The organism is Bradyrhizobium sp. MI1.11 (assembly GCF_055811255.1).
Genome location: NZ_JBVVPM010000025.1, coordinates 15423 through 28074 on the forward strand (window position 1 = coordinate 15423; position 12652 = coordinate 28074).

At 66.0% G+C, this 12652-nt stretch carries 9 protein-coding genes; 6 read left to right on the forward strand and 3 right to left on the reverse strand.

What is annotated here, in order from left to right:
• Positions 1–110 precede the first annotated feature (110 nt).
• Together hrpB and AC0L30_RS23610 are read right to left on the reverse strand one after the other, a co-directional pair.
• The gene (hrpB, locus tag AC0L30_RS23605) at positions 111–2588 is read right to left on the reverse strand and encodes an ATP-dependent helicase HrpB (RefSeq protein WP_473405335.1); all 2478 of its coding nucleotides are present in this window, start codon (positions 2586–2588) and stop codon (positions 111–113) included.
• Between the two features lie 143 nt (positions 2589–2731).
• On the reverse strand, positions 2732–4048 hold the full coding sequence (locus AC0L30_RS23610) for a UDP-glucose dehydrogenase family protein (RefSeq protein ID WP_354162470.1): 1317 nt from the start codon (positions 4046–4048) through the stop codon (positions 2732–2734).
• Positions 4049–4241: 193 nt separating this feature from the next.
• On the opposite strand from AC0L30_RS23610, the gene AC0L30_RS23615 reads away from it, so the two are divergent.
• From AC0L30_RS23615 to AC0L30_RS23630, 4 genes are all read left to right on the forward strand, one after another.
• Positions 4242–5309 (forward strand): acyltransferase family protein, encoded by a 1068-nt coding sequence (locus AC0L30_RS23615; protein ID WP_473405309.1) that lies wholly within the window; start codon positions 4242–4244, stop codon positions 5307–5309.
• Positions 5310–5518: 209 nt separating this feature from the next.
• The gene (gene polA, locus AC0L30_RS23620) at positions 5519–8596 is read left to right on the forward strand and encodes a DNA polymerase I (protein ID WP_473405310.1); all 3078 of its coding nucleotides are present in this window, start codon (positions 5519–5521) and stop codon (positions 8594–8596) included.
• A gap of 34 nt (positions 8597–8630) precedes the next feature.
• On the forward strand, positions 8631–9266 hold the full coding sequence (locus AC0L30_RS23625) for a LysE family translocator (RefSeq protein WP_007597727.1): 636 nt from the start codon (positions 8631–8633) through the stop codon (positions 9264–9266).
• Between the two features lie 80 nt (positions 9267–9346).
• A complete protein-coding gene (locus tag AC0L30_RS23630) occupies positions 9347–9982 on the forward strand; it encodes a LysE family translocator (RefSeq protein WP_473405311.1) in 636 nt (211 codons plus the stop codon).
• Positions 9983–10101: 119 nt separating this feature from the next.
• Here the strand turns inward: AC0L30_RS23630 and AC0L30_RS23635 are convergent, their stop codons facing one another.
• Positions 10102–10728 (reverse strand): glutathione S-transferase family protein, encoded by a 627-nt coding sequence (locus tag AC0L30_RS23635; RefSeq protein ID WP_473405336.1) that lies wholly within the window; start codon positions 10726–10728, stop codon positions 10102–10104.
• Positions 10729–10926: 198 nt separating this feature from the next.
• Between AC0L30_RS23635 and pyrE the strand changes: the two genes are divergently transcribed.
• A complete protein-coding gene (gene pyrE, locus AC0L30_RS23640) occupies positions 10927–11490 on the forward strand; it encodes an orotate phosphoribosyltransferase (protein ID WP_007597730.1) in 564 nt (187 codons plus the stop codon).
• A gap of 364 nt (positions 11491–11854) precedes the next feature.
• Positions 11855–12631, forward strand: coding sequence for a DUF2865 domain-containing protein (locus AC0L30_RS23645; RefSeq protein WP_473405337.1), 777 nt, complete (start codon positions 11855–11857; stop codon positions 12629–12631).
• Positions 12632–12652: the final 21 nt, after the last annotated feature.

Sequence of the window (12652 nt, forward strand, 5' to 3'; positions counted from 1 at the left end):
TGAGGAGCCCGCGAAGCGGGCGTCTCGAAGGATGGCCGCGGGTGAAAGGCGGGCCTACATGGTTCGAGACGCGCGTTCCGCGCTCCTCACCATGAGGGTCTTCTTGCGCCTCACGTGCCGCGCGGCTTGACCCGCCGGGTCGGCAGCGCATTCGCCGGATCTTCCGGCCAGGGATGGCGCGGGTAGCGGCCGCGCAAATCGGAGCGCACGGCGCTGTAGCTGCCGCGCCAGAAACCGGGGAGATCGCGTGTCACCTGCACTGGGCGCTGCGCCGGCGACAGCAGCTCCAGCACCAGCGGCACCTTGCCGGCGGCGATCGACGGATGAGTGTTGAGGCCGAACAATTCCTGGAGCCGCACCGCGATGGTCGGCCCCTGCTCGGCTTCATAGTCGATCGCGAGCACGCTGCCGGTCGGCGCCTCGAAATGCGTCGGCGCCTCGCGGTCGAGCCGCGCGCGCATCTCCCACGGCAACAATGTCATCAGCGCGTCGGAGAGTTCGCCGGCGGACATATCCTTCAGCGCGATCTTGTCGTAGAGCGCCGGCACCAGCCAATCGTCGCGCCGCGCGATCAATCCGTCGTCCGAGAGATCAGGCCAGCTGTCGCCCTCGGCCTTGCGCAAAAACATCACGCGATCGCGCCATTGTTTGGCTGCCTTCGACCAGGGCAGCCGGTCGAGGCCGGCGGCGATCAGCCCGTCCGCGAAGATGCGCGCAGTGTCCTCCGAGGGCGAGACGGCAAGCGTCGCCTCGGAGAGCGTGATCGCGTGCAGCGCGCGCTTGCGCCGCGCCCGCAACGCCATCGCGCCGCGATCGAACGATATCTCCTCGGCGGATTCGATGTGCTCGGCGAAATGCCGTTCGATCTCGTCCTGCGAGATTTGCGCGGCGAGCAGAATGCGCCCGCTCGCCGCCGTGCCGGTCATCTCGCCGATCGCGATATAGGGTGCACGGGCGAGCGAGGAGGTTTGATCCACGGCAGCACCCCGGCCGTTGGCGAGCACGAAGCTGCCATTGCCGCGGTTGCGCGCAACGCGATCCGGGAAGGCGTAGGCGAGCATCAGGCCGGTCGAGAGGCCGTCTTCGCCGGTCGCCGCCTTCTCCGACGCCGCCACCTGCGAGGCCCAGCGCCGCGCGAGGTCGCGCGCGCTTGCAGCACGCGGGGAACGGTCGCGGCGGAACTGGTCGCGCCGGTGCTCGAGATCGACGCTGTCGCCGCCGAGCCCGCGTTCGGTGATGATGGCGGCGATCTCGGCGCCGGCCTCGCCCTCGCCGGCACGATGCGAATCCACGATCATGCGGGCGAGCCGCGGCGGCAGCGCCAGCGCCCGCAGGCTCTTGCCCTCCGCGGTGATGCGGCCATCGGCATCGAGCGCGTTGAGCTCGCAGAGCAGGCTTTTTGCTTCCTTCCAGGCCGGCTGCGGCGGCGGGTCGAGAAACGACAGCGCGGCAGGGTCGGCGACGCCCCATTGCGCGAGATCGAGCACCAGCGAGGACAGATCGGCGCTGAGGATCTCGGGCTGGGTGTAGGCCGCGAGCGAGGCTGTCTGAGGTTCATCCCAGAGCCGGTAGCAGACACCGGGCTCGGTGCGGCCGGCGCGGCCGCGGCGCTGGTCAGCCGCCGCGCGCGAGACGCGCACGGTCTCGAGTCGGGTCAGGCCGATGTCGGGCTCGTAGCGCGGCACGCGGGCAAGGCCGGAATCGACCACGATGCGCACGCCCTCGATGGTGAGCGAGGTCTCCGCGATCGAGGTCGCCAGCACCACCTTGCGCGTGCCCTTGGGCGCCGGCGAGATAGCCCGATCCTGCACGGCGGCGTCGAGTGCGCCGAACAGCGGCACGATTTCGATCGAAGCGTCCTGCACGCGCTCGGCGAGGAGGTTCTGGGTGCGGCGGATTTCGGCGGCGCCCGGCAGGAACGCCAGCACCGAGCCGGCATCGGCCCGCAGCGCCGAGGCGATCGCATCCGCCATCTGCCGCTCCACCGGCGCGTCCGCCTTGCGACCGAGATAGCGCGTCTCGACCGGAAAGGCGCGGCCCTCGCTTTCGACGACGGGCGCTTCGCCGAGCAATTTTGCGACGCGGGCGCCATCGAGCGTTGCCGACATCACGAGGATGCGCAAATCCTCGCGCAGGCCGGTTTGCGCATCGCGCGCCAGCGCGAGGCCCATGTCGGCATCGAGCGAACGCTCGTGGAATTCGTCGAACAGGACGGCGGCGATGCCCGACAGCTCGGGATCGTCGAGGATCTGGCGGGTAAAGATGCCCTCCGTCACCACCTCGATGCGGGTCGCGCGCGAGATCTTCGAGCCGAAGCGGACGCGATAGCCGACAGTCTCCCCAGCGCGCTCGCCGAGCGATTTGGCCATGCGGTCGGCGCTGGCGCGCGCCGCGATGCGCCGCGGCTCCAGCACGATGATCTTCTTGCCTTTGGCCCAGGGGGCATCGAGCAGCGCCAGGGGCACGCGCGTTGTCTTGCCGGCGCCCGGGGGCGCCACCAGCACGGCGGCATTATGCGCCTCCAGCGTGCGCGAGAGGTCGTCGAGCACGGCATCGATCGGGAGGGGCGTGTCGAAACTGCGGGGCAAATATCTCGCTTCCGTCATCACCCGCCTTGTGCGCACTTGCGCACTGGTGCGGGTGATCCAGTAAACTCGGATCCCGGCTATTACGAAGATCGCGGATTGCTGGATACCCCGCCTTCGCGGGGTATGACAATCATATGTGGCTATCAGCCCTGCACCGGCGGTCGTCCAATGCTCTCATAGACGAAACCGGCTGCAGCCATCTCCTCGGGGCGGTAGATGTTGCGCAGATCGACGATGACGGGCTGGGCCATGGTCGCCTTCAGCCGGTCGAGGTCGAGCGCCCGGAACTGCACCCATTCGGTGACGATCACGATCGCATCGGCGCCTTCCGCGCAGGAATAGGCGTCCTCGCAATAGGTGATGCTGGGCAGCTCGCTCTTCGCCTGCTCCATGCCGACGGGATCGAAGGCCTTCACCTTCGCGCCCATGTCGATCAGGCCGGTCACCAGCGGGATCGACGGCGCATCGCGCATGTCGTCGGTGTCGGGCTTGAAGGTGAGGCCGAGCACGGCGATGGTCTTGCCGCGCAGCGAGCCGCCGAGCGCCTGGCTCACTTTTCGCGCCATCGCGCGCTTGCGGTTCTCGTTGACCGCCAGCACGGACTCGACGATGCGAAGGCTCACGTCGTAGTCCTGCGCGATCTTGATCAGCGCCTTGGTGTCCTTCGGAAAGCACGAGCCGCCGAAGCCCGGACCGGCATGCAGGAACTTGGTGCCGATGCGGTTGTCCAGGCCAATGCCGCGCGCGACCTCCTGCACGTTGGCGCCGGCCTTTTCGGAGAGGTCGGCGATCTCGTTGATGAAGGTGATCTTGGTCGCGAGGAACGCGTTGGCGGCGTATTTGATCATCTCGGCGGTGCGGCGTTCCGTGAACATCAGCGGCGCCTGATTCAGCGACAGCGGACGGTAGATGTCGCTCATCACCTTGCGGCCGCGCTCGTCGGAGGTGCCGACGACGATGCGGTCGGGGAATTTGAAGTCGCGGATCGCCGCGCCCTCGCGCAGGAATTCGGGATTCGAGGCGACGACCACGTCGGCCTTGGGATTGGTCTCGCGGATGATGCGCTCGACCTCGTCGCCGGTGCCGACCGGTACGGTCGACTTGGTCACGACGACGGTGAAGCCGGACAGCGACTGCGCGATCTCTTTCGCGGCGGCATAAACGTAGGACAGATCGGCGTGGCCGTCACCGCGGCGCGACGGCGTGCCGACCGCGATGAAGACAGCATCGGCATCCGCGACCGGCTTGGACAAATCGGTGGTGAACTCCAGCCGCTTGGCCTTCACATTCGTCGCGACCAGTTCGTCAAGCCCGGGCTCGTAGATCGGGATCTCGCCGCGATGAAGGGCCGCGATCTTCTTCTCGTCCTTGTCGACGCAGATGACGTCGTGACCGAAATCCGCAAAGCAGGCCCCGGACACCAGTCCCACATAGCCCGTGCCGATCATAGCAATGCGCATGAAAAACCCTGTTTGGCTTGGTTAACAAAACCCCTATTCCAAGGCGGTTTAGCATTTTCCCGGGGTGAGGGAACAGCCCGCGTACAAAAAACGGCACAGCGCTTGTACCGGTAAAGAAATCGTAAGCCGCAAGGCGGCAAACTGCCCCGCGTTCACGCAGATCCTGGCGGAACACGCCTCAAAAAGAGACACCATGGCACCATCAGGCACAATCGCCGCGAGCGGGGGACTCAAGGCCCCGGCTGCTGCGCGTGTCGATTGGGTCGATTACGCCAAAGGCATCTGCATCGTCATGGTCGTGATGATGCATTCGGTGCTCGGGGTCGAGCTTGCTGCCGGTGAGACCGGTTTCATGCATGTTTTGGTCGCCTTCGCAAAGCCGTTCCGGATGCCGGATTTCTTCCTGATTTCGGGCCTGTTCCTGCCACTGGTGATCGACCGGGACTGGCGAACCTATCTCGACCGCAAGGTGGTGCATTTCGCCTATTTCTATGTCGTCTGGGTGACAATCCAGTTCGGCTTCAAGGCCCCCGCATTCGCGGCGGAAACGAGCTGGCGCGACGCCGGCTTGCTGTATCTGGAATCCTTCGTCGAGCCGTTCGGCACGCTATGGTTCATCTACCTCCTGCCGATCTTCTTCGTCGTCACAAAACTGACACGGCGAGTCCCGTCGCCCGCGATCTGGCTCATCGCGGCCGCACTGGAGACGGCACGTGTCGCAACCGGCTGGACCGCGATCGACGAGTTCTGCGCGCGTTTCGTCTATTTCTATTCGGGCTATCTGTTCGCGCCCTTCGTGTTCGCGCTGTCGGACCGCGCGCGCAATCATCCCGCATGGGCGCTGGCAGCGCTCGCGACATGGGCGCTGGTCAATGCCGGTCTGGTTGCGCTCGGCGCCAGTGAGTGGAGATTCGTATCGCTCGTGCTCGGCTTCGCCGGGGCCTGCGCCATCATCACGATGGGCACGCTGCTTGCACGCGTGCAATGGCTGAATGTCTTCCGCTTCTGCGGCGAGCATTCGATCGTGATCTATCTCGCCTTCTTCCTGCCGATGGCGGCGACACGGACGCTGCTATTGCGCACGGGCATCATTCCCGACATCGGTGCGGTGTCGCTGATCGTGACCATCGCCGGCGTGATCGGCTCGCTCGCAATCTGGCAGATCGCTCTGCGGCTTGGCGGCAATTTCCTGTTCGAGCGGCCCGATGCGTTCTGCATCGCGCCGAAGAAGACAGAGGCGCGATTGCAGGCGGCGGAGTGATGCTCTGTTGTCATCCCCGCGAAGGCGGGGATCCAGTATTCCAGAGGCAGCAGTCGTATACGGATAAGCCGCAGCGTACTCGATTCCCCGCCTTCGCGGGGAATGACAGCGGGGGATGCGGGAAATGACAGTGGGGATAGCGGCATCCGCAAGCCAAAAATCCACCTCCCGAGGCTGTCAAATCCCGCAAAAATTCATACATTGCGGCCATGCCCAAGAGCTCCCCAAAGACCACCGCCCAAGCTGACACCAAGGCTGCCGCGCCCAAGGCCGTCGAAACCAAGCCCACTGCAGCGACAGCTGCTGCCAAGCCCGTCGCCGCCAAGGCCGCCGGCAAGGGCGACCATGTTTTCCTGGTCGACGGTTCCGGCTACATCTTCCGCGCCTATCACGCGCTGCCGCCGATGAACCGCAAGTCCGACGGCTTGCAGGTCAATGCCGTGCTCGGCTTCTGCAACATGCTGTGGAAGCTGTTGCGCGAGATGCCCGAGGACAACCGGCCGACGCATCTGGCGATCATCTTCGACAAGTCGGAAATCACCTTCCGCAACAAGATCTATCCTGAGTACAAGGCGCACCGGGCGCCGGCGCCGGACGATCTGATCCCGCAATTTTCGCTGATCCGCGAAGCGGTACGCGCCTTCGACCTGCCTTGCCTGGAACAGGTCGGCTTCGAGGCCGACGATCTGATTGCGACCTATGTGCGGCAGGCCTGCGAGCGCGGCGCGAGCGCGACGATCGTGTCCTCCGACAAGGACCTGATGCAGCTCGTCACCGATTGCGTCACCATGTACGACACCATGAAGGACCGCCGCATCGGCATCCCCGAGGTGATCGAGAAGTTTGGCGTGCCGCCGGAGAAGGTGGTGGAAGTGCAGGCACTGGCCGGCGATTCCACCGACAACGTTCCGGGCGTGCCCGGCATCGGCATCAAGACCGCGGCGCAGTTGATCGTCGAATATGGCGATCTCGAGCAGCTGCTGTTCCGCGCCACCGAAATCAAGCAGCCGAAGCGGCGCGAGGCGCTGATCGAGCACGCCGAGAAGGCGCGCATCTCGCGGCAGCTCGTATTGCTCGACGACAAGGTCGACCTCGAAGTCCCGCTGGACGATCTCGCCGTCCACGAGCCCGATGCGCGCAAGCTGATCGCGTTCCTGAAGGCGATGGAATTTTCCACGCTGACGCGCCGCGTCGCCGAGTTCTCGCAGATCGATCCGGCCAACGTCGATGCCGATCCAGGCTATTCCAGCGGCGCCAGCGTCTTCTCGCCGCTGCCGCCTTCGGACGTCGTGCCGGCCCCGGGAACCGGCGCGCCGCAAGTTCCGGCGGGCCAGCGCAACGCATCGGCGACCAAGGAGGACAAGGCCGCGAGCCCGAAGGGCGCGCCGATCTCTCTCGCCGCGGCGCGCGAAGAGGCTTTGCGCAAGCTTCCGGTTGACCGCAGCAAGTACCAGGCGATCAAGAGCCTCGCGGAATTGAACGCCTTCATCGCGCGCATCCATGATGCCGGCCATGTCGCGGTCGAGATCCGGGCAAACTCGATCGACCCGATGCAGGCCGATCTCTGCGGTATCGCGCTCGCACTGGCGCCGAACGAAGCCTGCTACGTGCCGCTGGCGCACAAGCAGTCCGGCGGCGGCGCCGGCCTGTTCGACGCGGGCCTCGCGCCCGATCAGGTCAAGCATGCCGAGGCGGTCGAGGCGTTGCGGCCGGTGCTGGAATCGTCAGGCATTCTCAAGATCGGCTTCGACGTCAAATTCACCGCGGTGATGCTGGCGCAGCACGGCATCACACTGCGCAACACCGACGATGCGCAGCTGATCTCGTACGTGCTCGATGCCGGTCGCGGCTCGCATGCGCTGGAGCAGCTGTCCGAGCGCTGGTTCGGTCACGCCATGCTGAAGGAGAACGAGCTGCTCGGCAGCGGCAAGGGCAAGATCACGTTCGACCAGGTGCCGATCGACAAGGCCGCGGTGCTGTCGGCGGAAGGCGCCGACGTCACCTTGCGCGTCTGGCGCGTGCTGAAGCCGCGCCTCGTCGCCGAGCACATGACCACGGTCTACGAGACGCTGGAACGCCCGCTGGTCGCAGTGCTCGCACGCATGGAGCGGCGCGGCATCTCGATCGACCGCCAGGTGCTGTCGCGTCTCTCCGGCGACTTCGCCCAGACCGCGGCGCGCGTCGAGGCCGAGATCCAGCAGATCGCGGGCGAGCCCGTCAATGTCGGCAGCCCGAAGCAGATCGGCGACATCCTGTTCGGCAAGATGGGACTGTCCGGCGGCACCAAGACCAAGACCGGCGCATGGTCCACCACCGCGCAGGTGCTCGACGAGCTCGCCGAGCAGGGCCACGACCTCCCGAAGAAGATTCTGGAGTGGCGCCAGGTCTCGAAGCTGAAATCGACCTACACCGACGCGCTGCCGACCTACGTCAATCCCCAGACCCACCGCGTCCACACGACCTACGCGCTGGCCGCGACCACGACGGGGCGGCTGTCGTCGAACGAGCCGAACTTGCAGAACATTCCGGTACGTACTGAGGACGGCAGAAAAATCCGCCGCGCCTTCATCGCAACGCCAGGGCACAAGCTGGTCTCCGCCGACTATTCGCAGATCGAGCTGCGGCTGCTCGCCGAGATCGCCGACATTCCCGTGCTGCAGCAGGCGTTCCGCGACGGTCTCGACATTCACGCCATGACGGCATCGGAAATGTTCGGCGTGCCGATCCAGGGCATGCCGAGCGAAATCCGGCGCCGCGCCAAGGCGATCAATTTCGGCATCATCTACGGCATTTCGGCGTTCGGCCTCGCCAACCAGCTCGGCATCGCGCGCGAGGAAGCCTCCGCCTACATCAAGAAGTACTTCGAGCGCTTCCCCGGCATCCGCGCCTACATGGACGAGACGCGCGACTTTTGCCGCAGCCACGGCTACGTCACCACGCTGTTCGGACGGAAGATGTACTATCCCGACATCAAGGCCTCGAACGCCTCGGTGCGCGCCTTCAACGAGCGCGCCGCGATCAACGCCCGGCTCCAGGGCACCGCCGCCGACATCATCCGCCGCGCCATGACGCGGATGGAGGACGCGCTGGCCGAGAAGAAGCTGTCGGCGCAGATGCTGCTCCAGGTGCATGACGAATTGATCTTCGAGGTGCCCGACGCGGAGGTCGAGGCCACGCTCCCCGTCGTGCAGCACGTGATGCAGGACGCGCCGTTCCCGGCCGTGCTGCTCTCGGTGCCTTTGCATGTCGATGCACGCGCGGCGAACAATTGGGACGAGGCGCACTGATCCGTCACCGTGATCGAGTCCAGAGGCGAACTGCGTGAGTGATCTCAGCCCGCTGCTCGCCTTCGCGCTGACGGCGCTCGTCATCGAGATCACGCCCGGTCCCAACATGACCTATCTCGCCGCGCTGTCGCTCTCGCGCGGCATGCGCACGGGCTTTGCCGCGGTGGCCGGCATCGCGCTCGGGCTGATGACTTATGGCGTGATCGCGGCCTTCGGCCTCGCCGCGGCGATCGACCATTCGCCGTGGCTTTATGGCCTGCTGCGATGGGGTGGCGTCGCCTATCTGCTGTGGCTTGCCTGGGACGCGTGGTCGGGCAAGGAGGACGCTTCGCCGGGCAGGACGGTCGGTGCCGACGCGCGGCCGTGGCCGGCGTTCCGGCGCGGCCTGATCACCAACCTGCTCAACCCGAAAGCCGCGATGTTCTACGTGGCGGTGTTGCCGGAGTTCGTGCGCGCCGATGCCGGCTCCGTGGTCCGGCAGACGCTGATGCTCAGCGTCATCTACGTGACAATCGCCACGCTGATCCATGCGGCGATCGTCGCGCTGGCGGGCTCGCTGCAATCGACCATCGACGTCGCGAACAACCGCAACGTGGTGCGGCGCTTGTTCGCCCTGGCACTGGTCGCGATAGCGGTCTGGTTCGCGTTCACCACCGGCCGGTCGGGTTGAATTGTCCTCCGTGCAATTGCGCGATGGCCCGACCGCGCCACCCATATTAGAACCGTGCCGTCTCCCGCACCGGTTCAGCCATGCCCCACACCTCCGCCCTGCTCGGCTTCGCCCTCGTCTGCCTCGGCCTCGTGCTCACGCCGGGGCCGAACATGATCTACCTGATCTCGCGTTCGATCACGCAAGGGCCGGCAGCGGGCATCGTTTCGCTCGGCGGCGTGGCGCTCGGCTTCGTGTTCTACATGCTGTGCGCGGCGTTCGGCATCACGGCGCTGCTGCTCGCCGTTCCCTTCGCCTACGACGCGCTGCGCTTTGCCGGCGCCGGTTATCTGTTGTGGCTGGCCTGGCAGGCGGTGAAGCCGGGCGGTCGCTCGCCGTTCCAGGTGAAGCAGCTTGCGATCGACAGCCCGCGCAAATTGTTCGCAATGGGGTTCGTCACCAATCTGCTCAACCCGAAGATCGCGATGCTTTATCTCGCGCTGCTGCCGCAGTTCATCAATCCCACCGCCGGCAGCGTGCTGGCGCAGTCGGTGGTGCTCGGCGCGATCCAGATCGCGATCAGTGTCAGCGTGAATGCGATGATCGCGCTCGCGGCCGGATCGATCGCGCTGTTTCTCGCAAGCCGGCCAAGCTGGATGCTGGTGCAGCGCTGGCTGATGGGCACGGTGCTGGCCGGGCTTGCGGTGCGGATGGCGGTCGAGGCGCGGAAGGTGTGAGGCGCAACGCTGTCATGCCCCGCGAAGGCGGGCATCCAGTACGCCGCGGCCTCTCGGTAAATCACCACCCCCTCTGGAATACTGGATCGCCCGCCTTCGCGGGCGATGACACCGTCAGTTCAATCCAGCTTCGCCTCCATGCCCCGCTTCACCGCCGGGCGTGCCATCAGGGCCTCGTACCAGCGCTTGACGTTGGGGAAGTCGGCCAGGTCAACCTTGTGGCGAGGGTGACGCCAGGCCCAGCCCAGGATGGCAAAATCGGCGACCGAGAGCTCGCCGGCGACAAAATCGCGGGCCTCTAGCCGGCGGTCGAGGACGCCGTAGAGCCGTCGCGTCTCCGCCATGTAGCGCTTGAGGCCGTAGGCGCGGTCCTGCTCGTTCTCGATCGCGATGAAATGGTGCACCTGGCCCGGCATCGGCCCGAAACCGCCCATCTGCCACATCAGCCATTCATAGACGGGGATGCGGCCCAAAAGCGATTTCGGCAGGAATTTGCCGGTCTTCTCGCCGAGATACAGCAGGATCGCACCCGACTCGAAGATGCTGACGGGCTTGCCGTCCGGGCCATCGGGATCGAGGATCGCGGGGATCTTGTTGTTGGGCGAGAGCTTCAGGAACTCCGGCGCCATCTGTTCGCCCTTGCTGATATTCACCGGGATCACCCTGTAGGGCAGCCCCATCTCCTCCAGCGCGACCGAGATCTTGCGGCCGTTCGGCGTATTCCAGGTGTGCAGCTCGATGGTCATTTTCGCGTGTCCTTGCCCAGCCTTCTTGCCGGTTTTCTTGCCCAAGATACCCGGCATCCACCTACTCCAGAAGGTTGCACCCCCACAACCGGCGGGCCGGGATGGCCGATCCCTGTTGACGGGGGAAGCCCCCTCTGGAATGTCGGGGCCGTCGCGGATAAATTCCGCCACTTCCAAAAATGCTCCCGAGGGCCCGCCGTGTCTAAATCAGCCTCCCGCGCCCGCCTGTTCGAGATCATCCGCCGGCGCTCCTTCGGCCGCGGCGAGGTGACGCTCGCGTCGGGCCGCAAGAGCGATTTCTACTTCAACCTCAAGCCGACCATGTTGGACCCGGAGGGCGCGACCCTGCTGGCCGAGCTGACCTATGAGGCGCTGAAGGACGACAATCTCGATTTCATCGGCGGGCTCGAGATGGGCGCGGTGCCGCTGGCCGGCGCGCTGGCGCAGATTTCCTGGATCAAGGGCCATCCGATCGCGGCGTTCTTCGTGCGCAAGAAGCCGAAGGAGCACGGCGCCAAGCTCGCGATCGAGGGGCTGCCCAGGGGCGAGACGCTGGAGGGCAAGCGCGTCGTGATCGTCGAGGATGTCACCACCACCGGCGGCTCGGCGATGAAGGCAGTGGAAGCGGTGCGCGAGACCGGCGCGGAAGTGGTGCTGGTGCTGACCATGGTCGATCGCGAGGAAGGCGCCGACGACACCTTTGGCGCGGCCGGCCTGCCCTTCCGCTCGCTGTACAAGGCGTCGGAGTTCTTGAAGGCTTGACGTCTTTCTTCCCCCTCGCCCCGTTCTTACGGGGCCGCGACGAGCTTCGCTCGCGCTGAGAGGGTTGGGGTGAGGGGCCTCTCTCCACGGATGAGATAGCCGTGAGACCTGTACCCCCTCACCCGGATCGCAAGAGCGACATAGCTGAAGCTCTGCTTCGGCGTCTTTGGAACGGCCGCCGGAGGCGGCCTATGCCTCTCCCCGCAAGCGGGGCGAGGTTCAGATCCCCCTCAACCGCTCATTTACCATCCCGCTCTATGGTGAATCATGTGCTGGGCCTGATGGTCCCGGCCGGTTGGGTAGCGTCGCGTGGAGTAAGCGTTTGCGTACAGTCATGTCCCATGCGCGCCGGCGGCGTCGCGCGATGCTCGTCGCCGCGACACTGGCAGCACCGCTGCTCGCGGCTCCGGCGCCGGTTTCGGCCGAAGGCCTGTTCGACTTCTTCTTCGGCGGAATGCAGCAGCAGCAACGGCCCCAGCGTGAGGTGCCGCAGCAGGCGAGCTCTTACGCCGATCCCTTCACCGGCCAGCAGAATGCCGCGAGCCCGCAATACGTGCCGCCGACACGTTCGGCCGCAGCCGGCGGCTCGGGACCGGCGTTCTGCGTGCGCAGCTGCGACGGCAAATATTTTCCGCTGATGCGCGGTCTCACCTCGCCCGCGCAGATGTGTCAGGCCTTCTGTCCTGCGAGCGCGACAAAGATCTATTTCGGCTCCTCGATCGACGGCGCGGCGTCGCAGACCGGCGAGCGCTACGCCGATAGCGAGAACGCGTTCGCCTATCGCAAGGCGCTGCGCGCCGACTGCACCTGCAACGGCCGCGAGCCGGTCGGACTTGCTCCGGTCGATCTGGCGCTGGATTCGTCGCTAAAACCCGGCGACGTGATCGCCACCAGCGACGGCCTCGTCGCCTATACCGGCATTCGCGTCGGCAACGACCAGGCCGCGGACTTCACGCCGGTCGCCTCCTATCCCGGTCTCACCGCGCAGGTCCGCGCACGGCTCGGCGAGATGAAGGTGGCGCCGGTGCGCGCCGACACGGTGGCGGCGGATGGCCCCGCCACGGAGATCGTGCGCGAGACGCTGCCCGACGTGACGGTGCCGAAAACGCAAAAGCCAGCGAAGCGGGCGGGGCTGGACTGAAATCCTCATGGTGAGGAGCGC

Bases quoted from the DNA above. Each gene is read 5' to 3' on its own strand.
- AC0L30_RS23610 (WP_354162470.1), bottom strand. From the start codon at position 4,048: ATGCGCATTGCTATGATCGGCACGGGCTATGTGGGACTGGTGTCCGGG.
- AC0L30_RS23615 (WP_473405309.1), top strand. From the start codon at position 4,242: ATGGCACCATCAGGCACAATCGCCGCGAGCGGGGGACTCAAGGCCCCG.
- polA (WP_473405310.1), top strand. From the start codon at position 5,519: ATGCCCAAGAGCTCCCCAAAGACCACCGCCCAAGCTGACACCAAGGCT.
- AC0L30_RS23630 (WP_473405311.1), top strand. From the start codon at position 9,347: ATGCCCCACACCTCCGCCCTGCTCGGCTTCGCCCTCGTCTGCCTCGGC.
- AC0L30_RS23635 (WP_473405336.1), bottom strand. From the start codon at position 10,728: ATGACCATCGAGCTGCACACCTGGAATACGCCGAACGGCCGCAAGATC.
- AC0L30_RS23645 (WP_473405337.1), top strand. From the start codon at position 11,855: ATGCTCGTCGCCGCGACACTGGCAGCACCGCTGCTCGCGGCTCCGGCG.